General features: G+C 52.4%; 20 protein-coding genes. 10 read left to right on the top strand and 10 right to left on the bottom strand.

The window, feature by feature from the left end; genetic code table 11:
• Window positions 1–270: 270 nt before the first annotated feature.
• On the bottom strand, window positions 271–1,293 hold the full coding sequence (locus ACFQW4_RS02010; RefSeq protein WP_377723448.1) for an AraC family transcriptional regulator: 1,023 nt from the start codon (window positions 1,291–1,293) through the stop codon (window positions 271–273).
• Window positions 1,294–1,359: 66 nt separating this feature from the next.
• On the opposite strand from ACFQW4_RS02010, the gene ACFQW4_RS02015 reads away from it, so the two are divergent.
• Window positions 1,360–2,562: an MFS transporter gene (locus tag ACFQW4_RS02015; RefSeq protein ID WP_377723450.1), complete on the top strand. Its 1,203-nt coding sequence runs from the start codon at window positions 1,360–1,362 to the stop codon at window positions 2,560–2,562.
• Window positions 2,563–2,748: 186 nt separating this feature from the next.
• On the opposite strand, the gene ACFQW4_RS02020 is transcribed toward ACFQW4_RS02015, so the two are convergent.
• Complete coding sequence (locus ACFQW4_RS02020; RefSeq protein WP_110868449.1) at window positions 2,749–3,273, bottom strand: phenolic acid decarboxylase; 525 nt, start codon at window positions 3,271–3,273, stop codon at window positions 2,749–2,751.
• A gap of 511 nt (window positions 3,274–3,784) precedes the next feature.
• On the opposite strand from ACFQW4_RS02020, the gene ACFQW4_RS02025 reads away from it, so the two are divergent.
• Together ACFQW4_RS02025 and ACFQW4_RS02030 are read left to right on the top strand one after the other, a co-directional pair.
• A complete protein-coding gene (locus tag ACFQW4_RS02025; RefSeq protein WP_377723452.1) occupies window positions 3,785–3,934 on the top strand; it encodes a hypothetical protein in 150 nt (49 codons plus the stop codon).
• 73 nt (window positions 3,935–4,007) lie between these two features.
• Complete coding sequence (locus ACFQW4_RS02030; protein WP_377723455.1) at window positions 4,008–4,571, top strand: hypothetical protein; 564 nt, start codon at window positions 4,008–4,010, stop codon at window positions 4,569–4,571.
• A 4-nt stretch (window positions 4,572–4,575) separates the two neighbouring features.
• Here the strand turns inward: ACFQW4_RS02030 and ACFQW4_RS02035 are convergent, their stop codons facing one another.
• On the bottom strand, window positions 4,576–5,178 hold the full coding sequence (locus ACFQW4_RS02035) for a LysE family translocator (protein WP_377723457.1): 603 nt from the start codon (window positions 5,176–5,178) through the stop codon (window positions 4,576–4,578).
• A 302-nt stretch (window positions 5,179–5,480) separates the two neighbouring features.
• On the opposite strand from ACFQW4_RS02035, the gene ACFQW4_RS02040 reads away from it, so the two are divergent.
• Window positions 5,481–5,957 carry an N-acetyltransferase gene (locus ACFQW4_RS02040; RefSeq protein ID WP_271460330.1) on the top strand — a complete coding sequence of 159 codons (477 nt, stop codon included), beginning with the start codon at window positions 5,481–5,483 and terminating at the stop codon, window positions 5,955–5,957.
• Window positions 5,958–6,112: 155 nt separating this feature from the next.
• On the opposite strand, the gene ACFQW4_RS02045 is transcribed toward ACFQW4_RS02040, so the two are convergent.
• The 4 genes from ACFQW4_RS02045 to ACFQW4_RS02060 all read right to left on the bottom strand — a co-directional run bounded on the left by ACFQW4_RS02045 (window position 6,113) and on the right by ACFQW4_RS02060 (window position 10,667).
• Window positions 6,113–6,487 (bottom strand): hypothetical protein, encoded by a 375-nt coding sequence (locus ACFQW4_RS02045; RefSeq protein WP_110867228.1) that lies wholly within the window; start codon window positions 6,485–6,487, stop codon window positions 6,113–6,115.
• 276 nt (window positions 6,488–6,763) lie between these two features.
• Window positions 6,764–7,600 carry a hypothetical protein gene (locus tag ACFQW4_RS02050; RefSeq protein WP_377723460.1) on the bottom strand — a complete coding sequence of 279 codons (837 nt, stop codon included), beginning with the start codon at window positions 7,598–7,600 and terminating at the stop codon, window positions 6,764–6,766.
• A gap of 4 nt (window positions 7,601–7,604) precedes the next feature.
• Window positions 7,605–9,179: a hypothetical protein gene (locus tag ACFQW4_RS02055; protein ID WP_377723462.1), complete on the bottom strand. Its 1,575-nt coding sequence runs from the start codon at window positions 9,177–9,179 to the stop codon at window positions 7,605–7,607.
• A gap of 15 nt (window positions 9,180–9,194) precedes the next feature.
• A complete protein-coding gene (locus ACFQW4_RS02060; protein ID WP_377723464.1) occupies window positions 9,195–10,667 on the bottom strand; it encodes an OmpA family protein in 1,473 nt (490 codons plus the stop codon).
• Window positions 10,668–10,913: 246 nt separating this feature from the next.
• Between ACFQW4_RS02060 and ACFQW4_RS02065 the strand changes: the two genes are divergently transcribed.
• On the top strand, window positions 10,914–11,369 hold the full coding sequence (locus ACFQW4_RS02065) for a hypothetical protein (RefSeq protein ID WP_377723466.1): 456 nt from the start codon (window positions 10,914–10,916) through the stop codon (window positions 11,367–11,369).
• Between the two features lie 73 nt (window positions 11,370–11,442).
• A complete protein-coding gene (gene eptA / locus ACFQW4_RS02070) occupies window positions 11,443–13,086 on the top strand; it encodes a phosphoethanolamine transferase EptA (protein ID WP_377723468.1) in 1,644 nt (547 codons plus the stop codon).
• Between the two features lie 33 nt (window positions 13,087–13,119).
• On the opposite strand, the gene ACFQW4_RS02075 is transcribed toward eptA, so the two are convergent.
• Window positions 13,120–13,896: an ABC transporter ATP-binding protein gene (locus ACFQW4_RS02075; protein WP_137386993.1), complete on the bottom strand. Its 777-nt coding sequence runs from the start codon at window positions 13,894–13,896 to the stop codon at window positions 13,120–13,122.
• A gap of 194 nt (window positions 13,897–14,090) precedes the next feature.
• On the opposite strand from ACFQW4_RS02075, the gene ACFQW4_RS02080 reads away from it, so the two are divergent.
• From ACFQW4_RS02080 to ACFQW4_RS02090, 3 genes are all read left to right on the top strand, one after another.
• Window positions 14,091–15,164, top strand: a complete 1,074-nt coding sequence (locus tag ACFQW4_RS02080) for an ABC transporter substrate-binding protein (protein WP_377723470.1) — start codon at window positions 14,091–14,093, stop codon at window positions 15,162–15,164.
• Between the two features lie 10 nt (window positions 15,165–15,174).
• The gene (locus ACFQW4_RS02085) at window positions 15,175–16,182 is read left to right on the top strand and encodes an ABC transporter permease (protein ID WP_101761376.1); all 1,008 of its coding nucleotides are present in this window, start codon (window positions 15,175–15,177) and stop codon (window positions 16,180–16,182) included.
• Window positions 16,183–16,293: 111 nt separating this feature from the next.
• Window positions 16,294–17,343: a PLP-dependent cysteine synthase family protein gene (locus ACFQW4_RS02090; RefSeq protein ID WP_176972093.1), complete on the top strand. Its 1,050-nt coding sequence runs from the start codon at window positions 16,294–16,296 to the stop codon at window positions 17,341–17,343.
• 66 nt (window positions 17,344–17,409) lie between these two features.
• Here ACFQW4_RS02090 and ACFQW4_RS02095 read toward each other — a convergent pair whose 3' ends face one another.
• A complete protein-coding gene (locus ACFQW4_RS02095) occupies window positions 17,410–18,468 on the bottom strand; it encodes an ABC transporter substrate-binding protein (RefSeq protein ID WP_210080245.1) in 1,059 nt (352 codons plus the stop codon).
• Between the two features lie 200 nt (window positions 18,469–18,668).
• On the opposite strand from ACFQW4_RS02095, the gene ACFQW4_RS02100 reads away from it, so the two are divergent.
• Window positions 18,669–19,817, top strand: a complete 1,149-nt coding sequence (locus ACFQW4_RS02100) for an acyl-CoA dehydrogenase family protein (protein ID WP_377723473.1) — start codon at window positions 18,669–18,671, stop codon at window positions 19,815–19,817.
• Window positions 19,818–19,937: 120 nt separating this feature from the next.
• On the opposite strand, the gene fhuE is transcribed toward ACFQW4_RS02100, so the two are convergent.
• Window positions 19,938–22,133 carry a ferric-rhodotorulic acid/ferric-coprogen receptor FhuE gene (fhuE, locus tag ACFQW4_RS02105; protein ID WP_377723475.1) on the bottom strand — a complete coding sequence of 732 codons (2,196 nt, stop codon included), beginning with the start codon at window positions 22,131–22,133 and terminating at the stop codon, window positions 19,938–19,940.
• Between the last annotated feature and the right edge of the window lie 86 nt (window positions 22,134–22,219).

The raw sequence follows: 22,219 nt of genomic DNA on the forward strand, positions 1-22,219 counted from the left end.
GAAAAAGCATATTCGGAAAGAATGTCTAGTGACAAAGTCAGTCAGATCAGAATTAATCATTTTGCTTGATTGCGTAATTTCAAAACCACCAGCATCTGTAAACGTTATGTCAGTTCTTTGCTCATTACAGATATCCGCTTCTTACAACCAGCAACTTTGTACCAGAAGCGGACACCGGAGAAATTTGCGATACGTAGAATGATGAAAAGTCGTTTCCGCTCAGTTTTTACGGTCTTCTACATTCAATCCAGCAAATGACAAAAATAGCATTCACTCACTTACTGTATTAACGCCTCTCGCTGTTCGCTGACGCATAGCGCCCGGTGGATACCCATTAATGCGCTTGAACGCTCTGCTAAAGGCTGCCTGCGAGGCATAGCCGAGGCGAAGCGCTACGGTATCAATTGAGATCTTATCGTGAGTAATCCAGTGACCCGCGATGCGCATTCGCACTTCCCTTGCATAGCGCTGCGGAGGTATGCCGATAATTGATTTGAAGCGTTCAGCAAAAACAGAACGGGATACATGCGACTGGGCAGCAAGCTCGGCAACAGACCACTCCCGGCTTGTATCACGATGAATCGCCAAAATGGCACGGGCAAGTCGTGGATCACGTAACGCAGCGATTAGACCAGCGGCGTTCTCGCTGCCGTTTTCGATCCATCCACGAACAATCATGGCCGCCGCCACTTCTGCGAGGCGTGCCAGAATGCCCGCGAAGCCCGCGCGTCCGGAACAGATTTCAGATTTCATCGCGCCCAGAACGGGAACCAGCCCCGGATAAATCTGTTCATTTGCCTCAACCACGATGGCTTGCGGCATCAGTTTACCCAGGCCCTGCATTCCACCAAGATCGAACTCCATACAGCCATAAAACAGAACTGTGCTGGGTGTCGGATGCGAACTCGGGCAGGTATTAATTCCGCTTACGGCCTCGCCTAAAGGAGCAGAGCCGAACGTGTCGATATGTTGAAATGAACAGCTGACATCCGATAAAAGCTGATGCTCCTCGCCCTGCGGCATGAATACCATGCACCCGGCTTTTAGTTCGTGCAACGTACCATCGTGTGTGCGCAGCACAGCAGTACCCACTGCGATGTAATGAAAATAGGCATGTCCGGGTCTGCTGCTGAAACCGACGCCAAACTCAGAGCCCGTCTGTAAACGGCGATACTGCACGCCACGCAGACGCATTTCCAGCAGCAATTCACTGATGAGTTCGGATGACAGGGCAAAGTGTTTATTCACATGCATAACCGGAGTTTCGGGTAAAAAATCAGGATGTGGCATCATAGATCGTCCAGCGGCTCAACTCTAGACTTGGAGTTATCATTTTTTCTCCAAAAAAAAGAGTGTTTTATGAGAAACGAAGCAACTGAAGCTGCATACGTTAGTTTGAACAGTGCGGAACCCAAAGAATCCGCATGGATGGCCGTTATTTCACTGACGATGGGCGTGTTTGGCTTGCTGACTGCAGAATATCTTCCTGCCAGCCTGTTAACACCCATGGCCGCGGATCTTGGTGTAACCGAAGCGCTTGCTGGTCAGGCTGTGACGGTGACAGCTGTGGTGGCCCTGTTTGCGGGTCTGATGGTTCCCCGCCTGACGCGTAATTATGATCGCCGAGCTGTTTTGCTTGGTTTTACCGTGCTGATGATCGCCTCCAACCTGCTTGTCGCACTCACCTCCAGTCTGGCTGTTCTGCTGGTCATGCGCATTTTGCTGGGCATCGCGTTGGGAGGCTTCTGGAGTATGGCTGCTGCCGTAGCTATGCGGCTGGTCCCTGCAAAAAGCGTCCCGCGTGCTCTCTCTATTATTTTTAGCGGTATTGCTGTCGGTACCGTGGTTTCGATCCCGCTGGGAAGCTATTTAGGTGGGCTTTATGGCTGGCGTAGTGCTTTTATCGCTGCAACCGCAGTTGGCCTGCTGACACTGCTTTTCCAGCTGTTTACGCTTCCTGGGATGGCTCCGCGTAAAATGATGATTACGGCATCTGTCATGGATTTACTCCGCCGCCCAGGCATTGCGTTGGGAATGACGGGTTGTGTGATTGCCCATACGGGTCAATATGCGCTCTTTACCTATATTCGTCCGGCTCTTGAAAATATCGTTCAACTTGATGTGGATCGTTTGTCTTTGATACTGCTTGAATTTGGCGTCGCTAATTTTATCGGTACGCTGCTGGCCGGGTGGCTGATGGAGAAAAGCCTGCGTCTTACCCTGATACTGATGCCAGCACTTGTTGGTTTAGCGGCATTAAGCATGATTTTGCTGCCACTTGAGGAAGCAGGATTGATGTTGTTCGTCGCGTTGTGGGGGATGGCATTTGGTGGCGTACCCGTTGCGTGGTCAAACTGGGTAGCGCGTTCCGTTCCCGATCAAGCTGAAACCGCTGGCGGCATGGTAGTCGCAGCAGTTCAATCCTCAATTGCTGCGGGTGCTGCGTTGGGAGGATTACTTTTTGGTCTCAGCGGCGTAACCGGTGTTTTCATTACCGCGGGTTGCATAATGTGTTTTGCCGCGCTGGTGATTGCACTAAAAGTGAGGGTTGCGCTGAGCTGACCACTTCCCTTATTAAAGACGTTTAAATAAAGGCCAGCTGAACCATTTGGCTGGCCTGAAAAAAGTAGCGAGGTTTCCTGGCTCTTCCGCTCACTTAAAATCTCTACTACTCTGTTCGGCACCTCAGCGTCCAAATGAATTGGCTTTGAGGTGTCAGTGTAATGAAGCAGTAATGTCCGGAATTAATTATTTCCCATCGAAGAAATTGTCCGGAAGTTGACCTGGGGGCATATTAATAACAGCATCATTATCAGGCCCTTCATTTTTCATATAAGTGACCCTGGCAAATTCGGGTATTACAACATAGGGATATGCCGGTCCTTCATCGCGGAAGCGATGCATATCCTCAATGAACTCATTTTGATAACAAATTGTTTTTTCAGGATGTTGATTTTCACCTGCAATCCACTGAGGAAAGAAGATGGTGCCATGAATGATCTTTCTTTCAATGTCAAATAACAGGCTCACACAGGTTCCTGTCGGCTCGTGCCAGTCGACTTTATAAATGCCAGGTGCGAACTGCACGGCATTCATTTTTTGATTTGTCACCCAACGACCACCTACCAACCCCTGATGAATCCTGTAATCACACGTATTGTCATTACGCGCATACCATTCATATTTCCATCCATTATCATAGGTATAGACAAAATGCGTCCCTACAAAGGCGGATAAGTCTTTTGATATATCATTAACTGATTCACTTGACATAACGACCTCATATTTTCCGATAGAGTGGCGAAGTGTGGAATGTTACTTGCTGCACCCGCGTAATCTAAATACTGTAGCGTCACGTGGTGAGCATGTTATGAAACAATGCGCATGCATTTGCATATCAATTATTTACATAACATTAGCATTTAGATGACAGGTACAAGTCATTTGCTTAGGGATAATATAGCCACTTTGCATGAATTTTCCATAATGATTAACCATTTTATAATGCTAAATAGTTTGACTCAGTCGCAAAATGAATAAAAAGGTTAACCGTATGTAATAAATTACCGGTTCGCCTTCAAAATGTAACGATTAAAATTAGACTATTTATCAGTATTTTGCACTACCTTAAACCTGTTTCTTAGGGTTTAAATTTGCGAAAGTAAATTATAAAGCTACCCTGAGATAAGCATCAAACGCTGACGTTTCTTCTAACTGAATAATCACTCTTCAGGCCGAAAAATATGCCTGAGTCCTAAGAATTTTCTCTGCGGGATATATTTCTATGGATTTGATTCATGAAGTTTTTCGATTATCACCGGAGCTGGCGCTTTTTCTTTCTCTCGCTGTAGGCACGTGGATCGGTAAATTTAAACTGGGTGCATATTTGCGCTGGACAAGGAAATTGCGGCCGGCATCGCCGCTGGTGCGTTAACCCAGTCAGCAATTATCGGTACTGCCAGTGCCGCCATCCAAAACTGAATCTTGATCCAGCACAGCTCCAGCAGATGCAGGGGAATGTCGCGGTGGGATATGCGGTGACATACATCTTCGGCTCCCTGGGTGCCATCATTATCTGCGTTAACATTCTTGCCAAAATTATGGGGCGCTCTATTCGTGAAGACGCAATAAAAGCTGAACAGGAACTGATGCATGGTGTAATCATACCGGCATCAAGACAGATGCCTGCTTTACCTGAACTGATAGGTCGGGTGTTTCTGGCAGGAGCGACCGCGAGCAGAAGCGTTGCTCAGATTGAAGCATTAGCTAATCCACTTTTCCCGGTTACCGTTGAACGCATTAAACGCGGCGATAAAGTCATCGCCGTTACGCCTGACATGCCGCTTAATGATAACGACATTCTGTTACTTGTGGGCCGCCGCAAAGGCATCGTTGCCCTCGCCTCCTCGCTGGGAAAAGAGCTGGATGCAGAGGATGGGCCGGAAATGACCATTAAGACATCTGAAGTCTTTTGGATGGTATCAAGCGCGGAAGCCCCTGACCGGGAATTTGCCTTTGCTGGCCTCTGGCCTGCAGGCCGTAGAGACCGTAAGGAACAACGGTATTTCTAAGGAGTTAATCGATAAGGCTGTGCAGAGAAAAAGCAATGAGCATTATCCCGCCGACAATGTTGACGTACTTTTTCAGCATTCGCGGGTTAGTTTTTTTGGCTGAGAATACGAGCGTTTGAGTGATTGCAAAAAGCCAGATACTCATAACCGCTATATGAACTGATGCCAGTATAAGGTAGTTGCAAACGCCACCCTTCGCGCCTGCGAACTGTGAAACGACCGTCAAATAAAAAAGGATGGCTTTAGGGTTCAAAACATTAGCCAGCCAAGCCTCTTTTAAAGTCACGGAATGCTTTGCACCAGTAAACCCGCCTGAATTTACCGTTATCCCACTCCGGATAAGCATCGCGCCTAACCAAAGCAGATAGACAGTTCCGGTTACTTTAAGCACAGCAAACGCTGCTGACGACGAGATGAGCACTGCCGTGATACCAAACCCTATAAAAATTGCATGGGTATATATGCCCAGAGCGGTTCCGGCGAGGGTTCTAAATAAACCTTTGTTACCTCCTGTCAGAGCACTGTTCATAACGAGAGTGAAGCTCGCTCCGGGAGACAGGGCAACAGGGAGTAAGGCTGGCATAAAGCCCAAAATGTTCATATCCATAGATTCTGGATAGTAATTGGCACTCTCTGAAATTGCCAGTGCAAGCGTTTCGCATCTAGGCAATGTTCAGCTAAGCAAAAACGGGGAATCTTTTTGACTAAAAGTCCGCTCTTTGCTCATAGCGGACCTTCAGCTCAGTTAGCTTGTCCGCTTCGTGCCAGTAGCGGACATTGAGTATCACTTTCATGTAATCGATCGGAAGTGTTGTTATTCCATAAACGAATAATTTGACGTTACACTGGTATTGGCGCTATTAGTATGGCCCTTTCTGTCTGTATGACTTCCTCAATAAGGATTAAAAGATGGTCTCGTTTCGCTCAATGACAGAAGAAGAGTACTCTGCTTATCTGGAATATTTTATTCCTGATTATGCAATTGAGATAGCGTCAAATTATAGAATGTCTAAAAGTGATTCTCTAACGATGGCCAGGCAGGAAATATCAAAGTTGCTTGCGGAAGGAGTGAATACGCACGGGCAAATTTTACTGTCCATTTTCGCGAAATTAGATGTATTTGAGAGGCACGTAGGCTATCTCTGGTACAAACCAGACGCGGCAATGCGCACAGTATTTATCTATGATTTTCATATTTTTAATTCACTTCAGGGAGGGGGATTGGGTAAACAGGCTCTTCGCGCTTTTGAAGAGGATCTTCAGGATAAGGGTTTTAAAGAGATTAGACTACGCGTAGCTGGAGATAATGCTCGTGCTTTCCATGTATACGAGAGCAGCGGTTTTGGAGTAACGGGTATCAATATGAGCAAGTCAATCGTGCGTTAGGATATTAAATAACAGAATCAGCAATTGAAAACTACGCCTGCTTTCGTTCGCAGCGGACCTTCAGTTCAGTCCGATGGTCAGCTACGTGCTAAAAGCAGACATTGCTAACATCGGAATGTACTAATATGCGGGGTTCTGGCCAGAACTTCAGCGAATCACTTTCGCAAACTAAACCGTATAAAATCGTGAGGAAATAATGGTTGCATCATTAAATTATCATTAAATATAAAGACGTTAGATGATATGGAGATAACATCGTAGATATTATCGACAATGAGTTGTAGATGCGTTTTGAACACGGGCACATTAGCATCATCCGCTATGACAAATACAGTTTCATTACCTAAGCCGCCCCCATTAAACATCTCATCAGTAATTTCATGATCGCTGAATTCCATTTCATGCCACATAATTTTACCGCTATGCCATGGATATTGATGAAAAATATCCATTACCATGCTCAAATCATCTCCTTCCACAACATCAAAATCTGCCTTGAGCAATTCCTTACATTCTTCAAACAATGTCATGTCCATTCCCTTTGTAGCTGTTTATTTCTAGCATAACCGCTTAGAAGATTGTCGAAAAAATTATGAACTTCCGCTCCTCACTCATAGCGGACCTTGCCATATGCACACATTTTTTCAATGCCAGATGCGGGAGATGTTAAAGCGCTTTACCCAGATCAACGGTGAGCAGATGAACATGGGTAATCCACCCTAAAACCATTATGGTAACGAAGTCACGACTCATATTCACTGCCCTGGCCAGACGTTGAGGCAGTGAATACATCGTTTCTGAATAATTTATTGCAAATCTACATTCAACGCCGGTGCACCAAAACTTACTAACTCTGCATTAGACGCAGTAAAATAGTCGCGCCAGAATATCTCAAGCTGCTGAATGATTTTCCCTGAGCGATAATTATTTTTCGCGTCGGTATCAATCAATCCTGCACCTGCGACAAATACCTTAGCGCCGGCAAAATCCGCTAACAAATTCTGCTGTTTAACCTGCTGCAACGCTTTCTCAGGCGAAAGCAAACGCAGCGCGTTATTGCGGTAGAAGCTATCAAAAGCGCTGTTTTCCAACATATCGGAGATCAGAAACAGAGTGCGTGACGCGTTTTCATCCTGCTCAAGATCGTGACTAATGCGTTTCAGGCTATCGAGGATCTCGCTTTTAGCGATGTTATCGCCCTTCTCAGCGAAACTTTTTGCCATCAACCCACCCATTGCGCTCGCGAAATATTGCTTTTGCTCACTCAGGCATTTGTCGAGGTTCTTCAAACTCTCCATGCCTTGATTGTCGCGGATCTTCTTGTCCGTGAGTAGCGGCTCCAGACGTCCATCAAATAAGCGCTGCATGAAATTGTTCTGCAGCAACGCCGAGAACTGATACAGCACCACATGATCGCCGGGCTGGCTAAAACGCATGATCTGCTGCCAACTGGTATTTTTGATCTGCAGCGGCACTTTAACCGTTTGATCAATAATCACCACCAGCTCACGACCGCTGTTGGCCGGGCGATATTGACTGAGTTTGGCATAGTCATAACAGCTCGGGATATCGTTGCGATCCGCAGCCTGCGCCATGGCACTCACCCCGGCTAACAGCAGCAAACACCATTTGCTGATCTTCACCTGATTATCCTCTGGCCTTATTAAGCACGCGCTGCACTTTACGACGACTGATCAGTGCTTCCATTGACAGATCCAAATCCTCAGCCACCAAACGCAATTCTTCATCATCTAAGGCTGTCAAATCGCCCAACTCCGCAATGCGCGCCTTTTCATCGGCGATAGCAGCAGGTGCCGTTTCCAGTGCCACCGGTGCAGGTGTTGGCGTTGTAGGTTCAAATACCAAAGCCGGTTCTGGCTGATGTACCGGGCGCTCTGGAGCAACGGTAGCGCGTGTGGCGTTAAATTGCTGATGCTGATCGTCGGCCAGTGCTTTATCGCGCTGCTTACCGCGCACGTAATCGTCGAAGGTCCGAACATCAGTTTGTGCAATGCTGGCGCTACTGGCGCGTTGCATCGCCATACGATTCTGCAAGCTTGCCAGTTTATCCTGCGCATCACGCTCTACGCGCTCACGGCGCATGGCGTACCACGCGGCAAACTCTTCAGAGCTACTAAAATTACCAATATATTTCGCCGCCAGGCGCGATTCGATGCCGACCAGAGAACGGTAATAACCAATCAAAATACCGATAATCTGCACGCCAATGAAAATCACCGACAAAATAATGAAGGTCAATTTGGAGGCGAACACGCGGTTGTCACTGACCTCTTGCGCCGCTTGCTTATCAGCCTGCTGATTATCTTCCACCGCTTGCTGTGGCAACTCAAAAGGTGAAGCGTTGCTCGCCGCGCTGGTTTGGCTGAACGGCGTGCCATTGACGGCCTGGGTTTCGGCGGCATTAATGGTTGCCGCGCGAATGAAATAGGCACCTACCGCAAAGGTGAAGATCAACAGCAGCGTCACAACCGTTTGTACATATTGCGGTTTTGCGCCAATACCGTGGTTCACTCGGTTAAGCATTTGCAAATAGCTTGGTGCGTCATCGTCAATGCGGCTGTTTTCCAGCGAGACGCGGTTGTCTTTGACCAACGCCTGCGCATGGCCTTCCAGACGCGCTTCTTTATGCCAGTAGCGGATTTTGCTCAGCAGCGTATTTTTGTGTAACTGCGTGCCCATTAAGTGCGTAGCGGGCACCAAAATCACACCAATCAGCACCGAAACCACAATCGCCGACAGCTCCGCCTGGTTCGCAGAGATGTTGTTGGCAATGAATGGCGAAAGTACCAGCGCAAAGATAAAGGCCTCCAGAATGACGAGGGCGATACTGCATAACCACAACACCACGCTGGTCGGTTTGCGGCCCCGCTCATCGACTTTGTTCAGATAGTTAACGCAGCGCAGATAAAAATCGGCATCGCGGTTGGAGATGCTATGAAACTGATAGAACTTGCCACACAACGCTTCTTCTGCCGGATGCCAGATGCGTCCGCCGGTGCCCGCACGGCGAGATTCATGGCTACGCGACAAACGGGTGATGTGGCCAAACAGCGGTAGGGAACAAAACAGGTTGAGGAAGAAGTAACGAACTTGATCCCACCATTTGATCACGCCAAGTGTTAGCGCCAGTAGCCCGAAAAGCGGCCAGAAGATGTAGCGATAGGTGGCGATCGCCTGCATTAAGGTATCTAAAATTTCCATAAGAGAGTTATCCGTTTATCCACGCTGAGGTGCGTAATTGGCCAGCCACGGCTGACGATGATTGCTATAAAAGAGCTGTCCTTGTTGCGCAGGCTTGCCCGATTTCGGCAGCAAGAGGTCGACGCACGAGATCGGTTGTTGCTGGGCATCGGCGATGTAGACGCGGTAAAGAATGCTGTCTTCACCTTCCCAACTGTTGGCGACACTTGCCATGCCTTGTAGCGCCTTGCGGTTGCCCTGCGCATAATTTGGCGTGATGAGCACTCGTGGGTTTTGCGTTACCACGGCACCCTCTTTGAGAACAAACACTGGCGTCAATGTCACCAGGTTGCCATTCACCAATCCAGCCCACGCGCGCCCGTTCATATTGGGCAGATATTCCCGCGTATCATGCTGATCGATCGCCTTACCGCTGGCTAAATTCTTAGCCAGCCCACTGACGCGGGGAAGATCGGTGAGACAGCTACCGCTGACACTGCTGGCCTGGGCCTGACTAATCAGGCTGAAACCTTGCGACAGCGGCATTAAGTTGCTGGCGAGACCCGTAACCTGTGCGCTGGTGGGCTTGCCACCAAAATCGACAAAGTTAACGGGCTTGCTCTCAGCAATGGCTTGAGTGGGTTGGGTCACCACTCCCGGCGCTTTTACTTCAGCGCTTTTAGTCGCAGCCTTCTTGCTCGCTATACGTGGTGCCGCCCTGGCGGTTGAAGTACGCGCCAACGTATTTTCAGCAGCAGAGCTGTGGCGCAAATACAGTGGGTTATTGCTTTCCAGAGCCAGGCGTTGGCGTAACAGTGCTTCATTCGCCAACGCCACGATTTCAACCCGGCGGTTTTGTGCCCGACCCGAAAGGGAATCGTTATCCGCCAGTGGACGTGAGGAACCCACGCCCTGGAAATAGAGTTGGCTGGCTTTAATGCCACTTTGCTCCAGTACTAGCCCAACGTTGCGGGCACGCGCTTCAGAAAGTTGCTGATTGTGTTCGGCGTTGCCCGTGGCGTCCGTATGTCCCACTACCAGCAAAACATCGTTGGAGGATTGCTGGCCGCCTTTCATCGCTGTGGCAATTTTTTGCACCTGACGCATGCCGCTGCTGGTCAGTTCTGCACTGTCGATGGCGAACATGGTACCGTCCTCAACTTGTGCAACAATCCCAACCGGCTCCTGCTTGCTGTTCTCCTGCGCCTTAAGCGCCTGAGTGCTGATGCGAATTTTTTCTTCCTGGGCGACTTTAGCCAGCGCCTGTTCACGATTCTGCCAAACGTTCCCGACCACGCATCCCGCTACGCCGCCTGCCAGTCCACCCACCAGGGCTTTCCTGGCGTCGTGAGTCACCAGATAAGTGATGCCGCCACCCAGTGCGGCACCGCCGATACAACCGGCAGCGGTACCGTAATCACGAGCAAAGTCATTCATTGAGGCACAACTGGAAGTCAGAGAAGCGGCGATCAGCACGGATGCAGCTTTTTTAGAAAAGGGTAAATTCACATCAAATCCTTGATTGAAAAATCCTCTGTCGTGCGGAGGAAACAATGATTAATGGTTGAGGCTAATTGATAAAAAAAATTCACAGGTTTGTATCGGCAGCAATGCCGATGACTTTAGACCTCAGTGGAGAATTTCTTCTATTCAAGGAGATAGAGGATTAAAACGGATTGACGCAGGAGGAAGTGATGAAATTACGTTAGTAATATTATCTAATCACCGCGCGATTTATCGCGCAATAGGTGTTTGATGAATATGGACACGCGTGGCAAGTTTGACCAAACGCCAATCCTGATGGCCGTTAATCATCGGGTTCGCCTGCGCTTTTGCCGGCTCAACCGCCGGTTTGCCGTTTTGCGTTTTCTGCTTCAGGATGCGCACGCGATTATCGGAAAGATCTTCGATCAACCATGCATGCAGCACGTCCAGACGATCATCGCTGCCCCACCCTGGAAATCTTACGTTAACCACTCCTGCGAACAGGATCACGCGCAGGTGTCTTATCTCGGCGGAAATTTTCACGGCGTCACAGATGCGGCTTTGAATGCGATGGGAAGCTCGCGCCGCCGCTGGAGATTCAGGGCTTCACCAAAACCGTGGCGTGGCATGAAAGAACGCACCGCGATGCCGGGCATCGCTGGTTGCGCGAATTATTGTTCACCACGGTCAGCCGCAATGATGCTGTCTAAAGATAAATCTGCCTGACAGGATTCAGCCTAAGGTTGACTTAACCTTCATTTCTTAATCTGGCGCCATCTTCACTGTTACGGATGGACCAATGACGTTTTCGCTGCGCAAAAGACCGACGCTAAGTCGGCTGACGTTTATTTCGCTATTTTCAATTTATATTGCGGTGTTCCTGAATATTGCCTTTTATCGTCAGGTGATTGCAGCAATGCCGCTTGATACGCTGCGCACGATATTCGTCTTCGTCTCAATGCCGCTGGTGGCATTTAGCGTGATCAATATTATCGCCACCCTCGCCTCTTTTGTTTGGCTTGACCGGCTTATTCTTGCGCTGTTCGTATCAGTGGCGGCGGCTGCGCAATATTTCATCTGGACCTTCGGCATTGTTATTGATCGCTCGATGATCGTGAATATTCTGGATACCACACCGTCCGAGTCCTTTGCTTTATTGTCGCCTAAGTTAATTATCACGCTGGGTGGCAGCGGCCTGCTCGCTGCCCTTTTGGTATTCTGGATTAGGATTAAACATAACGAACCTCTGTGGAAAAACATCGCCAAACGCGCCGCGTCAATTGTGGTGTCGGTCATCTGCATCGCCCTGGTGGCGACATTTTTCTATAAGGATTACGCCTCGCTGTTTCGTAACCAAAAAGAGCTGATCAAATCGCTCAGCCCGTCGAACTCCATTGTGGCGACACTTTCCTGGTATCACCACAGCCGCACCGCCAATTTGCCGCTGGTGAAAATTGGCTTAGATGCCAAACAAAAGCCGCAGATGCTGGCGGGTGCAAAGCGCAATCTGACGATTTTGGTGGTGGGTGAAACCACGCGCGCGGTGAATTTCCAGCTTAATGGTTATGGCCGCGAAACCACGCCGTTGCTGGCGAAAGATAACGTCTCTTATTTCCCCAATACACAATCCTGCGGTACGGCTACCGCGGTCTCGTTGCCATGCATGTTCTCGAATATGCCGCGCGCGCATTATGACGACCAGCTTGCTGAACATCAGGAAGGCATGCTCGATATTATCCAGCGCGCCGGCGTGCAGGTTTTATGGAATGATAATGACGGCGGCTGTAAAGGTGCCTGCGATCGCGTCCCGCATCAGGATATGACCAGTCTGAATCTGCCGAATATGTGTCACGATGGGGAGTGTTATGACGAAGTATTATTTCACGGTATCGAGGACTCTATTAAAAACCTTAAAGGCAACGGCGTGATCGTACTGCATACCATTGGCAGTCACGGCCCAACCTATTACAACCGTTATCCGCCGCAGTTTAAAAAATTCACGCCGACCTGCGATACCAATCAAATTCAGGATTGTTCGCAACAGCAGCTGGTGAATACCTACGACAACACCATTCTGTATATCGATTACATTGTCGATAAGGCGATCAATGTATTGAAGGCTCATCAGGATCAATACACCACCAGCCTGGTGTATTTATCGGATCACGGTGAGTCGTTGGGGGAGAATGGCGCTTATTTGCACGGTATGCCGTATGCGATTGCACCAGATGTGCAGAAACATGTGCCGATGCTGATTTGGCTGTCACCAGATTACCAGCAGCGTTATGGCGTGAGTAAACGCTGTGTCGATAAACAAGCGGCGCATCAGGGTTATTCGCAGGATAATCTGTTCTCCACACTGCTGGGATTGACGGGGATTCAGACCAGCGAGTATCAACCTGCGGATGATATTTTGGCCGGTTGCCGGATCGTGCAGGGGTAAATGCCAGAAGGTCGCCATGAATGGCGACCCACATCACGCAGCTACCCGATCCGCCCCCAACAAATCCAATATCCTGCTGCGCAGCGCCACCAGCTGCGGATCATCGCGACGGCGCGGCCACGGCAGATCCACCTCGATCACATCCACCACTTTCGCCGGTCTTGGGCTGAATACCACCACGCGATTCGCCATCACCAACGCTTCTTCAACATCGTGCGTCACCATCAGCGTGGTGAACTGCTGCTCCTGCCACAGGTCGACAATCTCCTGCTGCATCCGCAACCGCGTCAGGGAATCGAGCTTGCCGAGCGGTTCATCGAGGATCAGCAAACGCGGCACGTTAACCAGCGCGCGAGCCAGCGCTGCACGCTGCGCCATACCGCCCGAAAGCTGATGTGGCCACGCGCGAGCAAACTGCCTGAGGCCGACGCGATCCAGCATCGCGTTAATGCGCTGTTCGCGCACCGGCCGGCTCTCCCCACGAATCTGCAAACCGAGACCGACGTTGTCATAGACGGTGCGCCACGGATAAAGCGTGGGATCCTGAAACACCACCACGCGCGACGGATCGGGCGCGGTTATCGCTTTGCCCTCCTCCGCCAGTAACCCGCTGGCGGGCGGTTCGAGGCCTGCCAGCAAACGCAGCAGCGTCGATTTGCCACAGCCGGACGGCCCCAGCAGCGCGACAAATTCACCGGCCTCTACCTGCAAATTAATATTCTCCAGCACCGGTAAATCTTCGCCTTCTAAGGTGAAGTGATGATTCACCTTCTCAATCGCAATATTAACGCCCGCCGAAGTGGTAGCCATATTTTCGCTCCTGCTTGATTTGCTAAGAAATAAAGCATAAGCCTCGCCTTTCCCACATCGAAATAGCCATTTCGGCAAACCTATCCGCAAATATTCATAATGAAAAACTGCATGATGTCATGCGGGATTGTTATTTGGTCGCGCTAATTGCCTTTGCCATAGTGCCTGTGAACTTTATCTACAAGGAAGACAGGATGGCATTGCAACAATTCTCTCTGAGCCGCCGCGCGTTATTACGCGGGCTGGGTCTCTTTAGTGCCGGCATGGCGGTGAATCCGTTGCTGAGCAGCAACGTGTTTGCCGACGAAAAATCCCTCAAAACCATCAAGCTGGCCTGGGGGCAAACCGCAGTGTGTCAGTCACCGATTTCGGTGGCGCTGAAGCAAGGCTTCTTTAAAAAGTACGGCTTGAATGTTGAGCCGGTGAACTTCAGCGGCCCCACCGATGCGCTGTTACAGGCGATTGCCACCGGCCAGGCCGATGGCGGCATCGGCATGGCGCTGCGCTGGCTGAAGCCGCTGGAGCAGGGTTTTGATGTGGATCTCACCGTCGGCACGCACGGCGGCTGCATGCGTTTACTCGCGCCGCAAAATAGCGGCATCCGCGATGTAAAAGATTTGGTGGGCAAATCGGTGGCGGTCAGCGATCAAGCCAGCCCGATTCGCAACTTCTTCGCCATTCAGCTGGCGAAACAGGGCATCGATCCCGATAAGCAGGTCAACTGGCTGCAATATCCGCCCGACCTGTTTGGCGAAGCGCTGCGCAAAGGCGAAGTGCAGGCGCTGGCTACCGACGATCCACAGGGCTGGCTGCTGAAGAAGCAGCACAACCTGGTGGAAGTCGATAACAACCTGAAAGGCGAATACGCCAACCTCACCTGCTGCGTGCTGGGCCTGCGCGGCTCGCTGGTACGTGACGATCCCGCCACCGCGCGTGCTATCACTCAGGCGATTGTCGATGCGCAGCAGTGGACCGCCGAACATCCGGACGAGACGGCGAAAATCTTCCAGCCGTTTGTGCCCGGCTCCGTCGCGGTGGAGGATATCGCCGCGATGCTGAAAGAGCACACTCATAGTCATCACTCCACCGGCACGCAGCTGCGCAAAGAGGTGGCGGTTTATATCGATGAGCTGAAAAAAATCAACGTGATCCGCCCGGATACCGATGCGCAGCGCTTCGCCGAACACTATGTGCCGGAGCTGTTGCCGGCGGAATCCGCCCATCAGCACGCCAGCAACATGGCGCACATGAGCAACATGTCGAGTTAAGGAGACGAGAATGGCCAGTGAAACCCTGACGATTGCCCGCAACCGTGATGTGCCGCGCCGCCTTCAACCGGCGGTTTGGGGTGCGCTCCTGCTGTGGTGGGCGCTGGTCGCGCTGATGGTGACGGTGCCGGATAAGCCGCAGGGTTTTGCCGCCCCGCGCTTTGTCAATGAAACGCACGAGCTGTTTGCCGCCATCGCGCTGCTTCTCACCGGGCTGGCGATTGCCTCGGGTCTGTTCCCGCGACTGACCTTACTTGCGCCGCTCAAACGCAGCGGTCCGTGGCTGATGGTACTGGCGCTGCTGATTGGCCTGTGGGAAACCGTTACTGGCAAACTGGCGCTGCTGCCCGCGCCGTTTTTCGCCCCGCCGCGTGCGCTGGTCGAAGCCTACGCCACCGATTGGCCGCGCCTGCTGGATAGCGTGCTCAATTCGCTGCGTCTGCTGGCCTTCGGCTTTATCTACGGCAGCGTGGTTGGCTTTATTACCGGCGTAGCGATTGGCTGGTCGCGCGGCTTGGGTTATTGGGTGCATCCGATTCTGCGCTTCCTTGGCCCGGTGCCTTCTACCGCGCTGCTGCCGCTGTCGCTCTACTTCTTCCCGTCAAGCTTCTCGGCGGCGGTATTTCTGATTGCGCTGGCGACCTGGTTCCCGGTGACGGTGCTAACCTGGTCGGGCGTTTCCAGCGTTGATACGCGTTATTACGATGTGGCGCGCACGCTCGGTGCCAATTCGCTATTCCTCGTGTTGCGCGTGGCGGTGCCGGCAGCGCTGCCGCACTTGTTTGTCGGCCTGTTTATGGGTTTGGGCGCGTCGTTCTCGGTGCTGGTTGCGGCGGAGATGATGGGCGTGAAGTCCGGGCTCGGCTGGTATCTGCAGTGGGCGCAAGGCTGGGCGGCTTACGCCAATATGTACGCCGCGCTGATTGTGATGGCGCTGCTGTTCTCTTCGCTGATCTCCCTGCTGTTCCTCGTGCGCGATCGCCTGTTGTCATGGCAGCGCAGCGCGGTGAAATGGTAACGACATACATTGCGTAATGAATTGCGCCGATCCGGTATGTGCACCCATCCGTAGCGGCGCGATTTATCGCGCAATCATTCAGGCTCATCTCATCTATTTATGAGGTCGATTATGGCTGCAAAAATTTCTGCTTCTATCACTGAACTGATTGGCAACACGCCGCTGCTGCGCCTGTCTCGCTACGCACAGCAACACGATATTCAGGCCGATTTGGTCGCCAAACTCGAACTGTTTAATCCTAATCACAGCGTGAAAGATCGCATCGCCCTCAGCATGATTGAAGCCGCCGAACGCAACGGCATTATTCAGCCCGGCGATACGCTGGTTGAAACCACCAGCGGCAACACCGGCATTGGGTTAGCGGCGATTGCGGCGGCGAAAGGCTACAAGTTCCGCGTCTATATCAATGATTTTGTTAGCATCGAACGCAGCCAGATTATTCAGGCGTACGGTGCCGAAGTGGTGCCGTTCAGCACCATTGAAGGGTTCAAAGCGTTTTACGATGCCAGCAACGGCGATTTCGTCGCCGCCACCAAATGGCTGGCCGAGCAGGTCACCGCAGCGGAACCGGAAGTGCACTTCCTGCTGCAGCTGGATAATCCGGCCAATCCGGCGGTGCATGAGCGCACCACCGGGCCGGAGATCTGGCGCGACAGCGGCGGCGAGCTGGATATCTTTATCGCCGCCGTCGGCACCGGCGGCACGCTCTCCGGCACCGGACGCTATCTCAAACAGCAGCATCCGGGATTACAGGTGATCGCCGTCGAGCCGGGCGTGGGTTCACAGCCGAGCGAACTGCGGCCGGATCCATTGGAAATTACCGGCGTGCATGCGTTCAGCAACCAGACGCCTGAGCGTATTCCTGCCAATCTCGATCACCGCGTTTACGATGAAGTGATCGCGGTGGAAACCTGGCAGGCGTATACAGCGGCGCGGCAGCTGGCGCTGAGCGAAGGCGTGCTGGTGGGGGATTCCTCCGGGGCAGTGTTGTGGGCGGCCCAACAGGTTGCAGCGCGACCGGAGAACCGCGGCAAGCGCATTGTGGTGTTGCTGGCCGATGGCGGCAGCAGTTATTTAACCACCCAGCTGTTCGCGCATCAGGTACCAGCCGAATCGCTGAAGCTGGCGAGCGCCGTGCAAACCTCCAGGAAAATCGCCTGAAAATAATGCGCGATAAATCGAGCCGCTACAGAATCCTGCATGTATTCGTAGCGGCGCGATTTCAATTTAAACCAGCACGTTGCTGGTAATCCCCTTAGCAAACAATAGCGGATCGGTTTCCGGTCGTAACACGTTGATCGCCTTTAAATCACGCGCATACACGTCGATCTCATTCACAAACGCGTTCCCCACCGAATAGTGTCCGTGCGTATGGGTTTTCAGCACGCTGGCGATCTCTTGCGGCGTGGTGTTGAGTGCCTGGCCGTTAAACTCGCTGCCAATCGCTTCGGGATGTTTGGCCGCATAAGCATGCGCCTGCAAAATCGCATGGGTGATCGCCGCCGCCACTTCCGGCTGCTCGCGAATCAAACTGCCGCGCGTGCCCACCACACAGCAGCTCAGTCTGGCGTACTCGTCCATTAAGTTGGTGCCAATTTCGCGGTAGCCCGGCTTCTGGGTTAAGCGCCACATCACCGGATCGGAACCGCTGGCGGCCTGAATCTCGCCCTTCTCCAGCACCATCGGCAGCAAATCCTGCGGGAACACGCGCCAGTCGACATCGGTATTGGGATCGACGCCGTGCTTTTTCAGCATCAGCGAGAAGAAGTTTTTATCCGCGCCCGCCATGTCGGTGACGCCAATGGTTTTGCCTTTCAGTTGCTCCAGCGTGGTCGGCCCGCCATCGCGCGCCAGCAGGCGCATACAGCCGCCGTGCGTGCCGGCGGTGAGTTTGACGTCAAAGCCCTGCTCCAGCGCTTTCAGCCAGCGCAGCGCCATGCCGATGGCAGCTTCGGCTTTGCCGGTGGCGATGGATTCCAGCAGCAGTTCGGTGGAGTTGCCGAAGTTAACGAACTCCACTTCCAGGTTATGCGCTTTAAAGAAGTTATGCTGATCGGCCACCACTACCGGCGCAAGGCAGATGGCGTTGAGATTGACCGCCAGACGCACATGCGTTGGCTTCGCCAGCGCCCATTTTCCGGGGCCATCTTGCAGTAAATCGCCGGGCATCTGCATGCCCGCCATATGATCATCGGCAAACACGCGGCCCGGTAACGTTGCCGCCATCGCCGCTGCGGCGGAATATCCCAGAAAATGCCGACGGGAAACTAAATAATTATTTGGCATTAAATGACTCCCAAAAATAAATGCAGGTGAAGGTGTTGACCCTAATTAATGGCTCGCGCAGAAACAGCCATTGCAAATTAACACTTCCACCGGCGGCAGAATTATGCCGATTCCGCATGTATATAGCCGGTTTATTGCTTTTACAGCGGTGGCAGAACAGGAAACAATTAAGCCTGATTTAATAAGGGGATTAATAACGCATGGCAAATAACCCGCCCTTTCTGGCTGAAATATTGCCGGTGATTATTCAGGCCTTAGAAAAAGACGCTGAAGAAGTTGATCGCAGCGGCGAATTTCCCAAAACCGCTTTTAGCGTGTTGCGGCAGCATGGCTTGCTGCACTTTGTATTGCCGACGGCGTCGGGCGGCAGCGGCGGCGATCTGCTGGCAAGCCAGGCGATTATCCAGGCCGTGGCGCGCGGCGAACCTTCTGCGGCGCTGATCCTCATCATGCAGTATCTCAACACGCGTCGCCTCGACGACAGCTCAAACTGGCCAGACGCGGTGCGCCGCAAGGTGGCGGAGAGCGTGATTCGCGACGGTGCGCTGATTAACGCGCTGCGCGTCGAACCCGAATTAGGCACGCCCGCGCGCGGCGGATTGCCCGCCACCCGCGCACGCCGCACCGCTGAAGGCTGGCGCATAAGCGGCGAGAAGATTTACTCCACCGGCAGCTATGGACTGAGCTGGTTTCTGGTGTGGGCCAGCAGCGACGATGCCGATCCGCTGGTCGGCGGCTATCTGGTGCCAGCCAACGCGCCCGGCATCCACATCATTGATGAGTGGGATCACCTCGGCATGCGCGGCACCTGTAGCCATCGCGTGGTGCTGGACGAGGTGCTGATCCCGCTCGATCACGCGGTCAACGTCGCGCCGTGGAGCACGCCGCGAGCGGGCCTCAACGAAGAAGAATCAGTTTGGATGGCGGTGCTGCTCGGTTCGCTGTACGACGCCATTGCGCATAGCGCGCGCGACTGGTTTATCGGCTTTTTGCAGCAGCGCGTGCCGGCCAATCTTGGCGCACCGCTGGCATCATTGCCGCGCTTCCAGGAGCTGGTGGGCCGCATCGATACGCTGCTGTTTACCAGTCAAACTATGCTAAGCAGCGCCGCCCAAGGCCACGTCGCCAGCGGACATGCCGCACAAATCAAACAGGTGGTAATCGAAAACGCCATTCGCAGTGTGCAGCTGATGGTGGAAAGCATCGGCAACCACGCGCTGACGCGCCACCATCCGTTACAACGTCACCTGAGAAATGTGTTGTGCGGTCGCATTCATACGCCGCAGGACGACGCCATTTTCACTTCCGTGGGCAAATCCGCCCTTTCTGCTGAGAGGAGTACATCATGACGCTGGAATTTATTGGTCTGAAGGGTAATCAGAAGAAATGCGGGCTGCCATAAAAGGCCAGCTTAAGGTGATTTGACGGGGTTATTATTGGGTGCGCATGACACGCACCCTTAATTTTGATTAAAAACGATACGTCGCAGAGACAGAGAAATTACGCGGATCGCCGTACACGATGCCGCCGTTGCTGACGTTGGTGTCGTACTCTTTGTCGAACAGGTTGTTGATGTTTGCCTGCAGTGAGACGTTTTTGGTGACGTCGTAGCGTGCGAACAGATCCACCACCGAGTAGCTGCCCTGACGTGCGCGCCAGGTGCCTTCGCCGTCTGGACCGCCAATGTCGCCGTAGGTTTTCGACTGCCATGTCACGCCACCACCCAGGGTCAACTGATCCAGCATCGGCAAGCGATAGCTGGTGAAGAGGTTGAATGAGGTGCGTGGCAGCTGAGAATTGTAATTCTCGCCTTCGCGATCTTCCGCCACATAACTGGTACCGCCGAAGGTCATCTGCCAGTTATCGGTTACCGCGCCGTTTACTTCAAACTCCACGCCACGGCTCACTACGCCACTTTTACCCACATAAATGGCATTGCCCGTTTCCGGGTTGGTTTTTCCGGTCGCTTCGCCAACGTTATCCAGTTCAGTGCGGAATACGGAGATCGAGGTAGTCAGGCGGCTGTTAAACCAGTCTGATTTCAAGCCCGCTTCGTAGTTCTTGCCAATCACCGGCGCCAGGAATCCGCCCGAGGCATCCTGATAATCCTGCGGCTGGAATACCGAGGTGTAGCTGGCATATGCCGACCAGTTGTCATAGAAGTCCCAAATCACGCCACCGTACGGCGTGATGTTGTTCTTCTCCATCTCTTCGCTCAGCGTCTGACGATTCCAGTTGGTGTAGCGCGCGCCGAGAATCACATGCAGCGGATCGGCCAGCGAGATGCGGGTTGCCAGATAAGCAGATTTCTGACGTACCAGCTGTGTATCTGAAGCCGGTTCGCGCGGATCCCAGTTAGATTCCGGGAAATCGCCGTTGTAGTTATTGAAGTTACCCAGCTCTGCTGATGAGATGTTCTCCCACGAGCTGTAGTACTTGTTGTCCTGACGACTGTAGTTAACGCCAATCATCAGCTCATGCTGACGTCCCAACAATTCGTATGGGCCGCTGGCGAAGGCATCCACCGCATCCACTTTACGTTTACCGGTGTTATAGCCGGTGCCGCCGATAACCGGATAGCCGGCGTAAGAGGAAGAGCCCGCGCCGGTGGTTTTATCAAAGAAGCCATCGATATACAGCTGTTTGCTGTCGAGGAACATTTCGTTGTGCGTGCCGTTAAGCGTGATGTTCCAGCCGTTATCGAAATTTTGCTGCAGGTTAACAAAGACCTTTTTGTTTTCTTTGTTGTTGTAAGCCCAGTCTGGCGCGGTGTTGTAACCACGACGCGCTTTGATCTGAGAACCGTCGGTATACCAGCGCGGGGAACCGCTCCACATTGGCGAATCGGTGTTGACCTGGGTAAATTCGTAACCAACCGACAATTTGGTGGAGTCGGTCAGATCAGCGTCAACCACGCCATAAACGAACTTTTTGTCTGCGCCGTAGCGTTCGATAAAGCTGTTTTTGTCTTCATAGCCCGCAACTAGCCGACCACGCACGTTCCCTTCAGGCGACAGCGGTGCAGAGAGATCGGCAACGTAACGCTGCTTGTTCCAGCTGCCGTAGCTGGCGGAAACATCACCGGTGAACTCTTTGCTATCGGCGTGCTTGCGCACCATGTTGATGGAGGCGGAAGGATTACCTGGGCCAGTCAGCAAGCCGGTGGCACCGCGCACTACTTCGACGCGCTCATACAGCGCCATGTCGCTCTGCGCGTCGCCAAGGTTCCAGCGTGAGGCGAAGGCGGTTGGAATACCGTCGACCATATAGTTGTCGATCAGGAAACCGCGCGAATAGTAGTTGGTGCGGTCCATATCGGAAGAGACGCCGTGGATACCGGTGGTGTTCTTCAGCACATCGTTCAGCGATTGCAGCTGTTGGTCTTGCATACGCTGCTTGCTGACGATTGAAACCGATTGCGGAATATCGCGCGCGGTGAGCGCCATTTTGGTACCGGCACGCGTCACCGGTACGCTGTAATCCTGTGCCGCCTGCTGTTGCTGATCGGCGTTGGCGCTGGCATCCACGTTCAGCGTTTGTTCGGTGTTGGTGGTCTCTGCTGCCTGCGCGATACCCGACGCAACCATCACAGCCAGTAAAGAGAGACGTAACGCACGCTGAGGCGCACTGCCGGGTTTCCTGACGCGCAAATCACTGAAAGACATACGATTCCTCAATCAACTTATCGTTATTTTTTTGCGGCACCGCTGCTGACGTCGGAAAGAGGAACGACAGTAAGGAAGCCGTTAAG

The organism is Pantoea sp. GCM10028869 (assembly GCF_042666835.1).
GTDB lineage: Bacteria > Pseudomonadota > Gammaproteobacteria > Enterobacterales > Enterobacteriaceae > Pantoea > Pantoea leporis.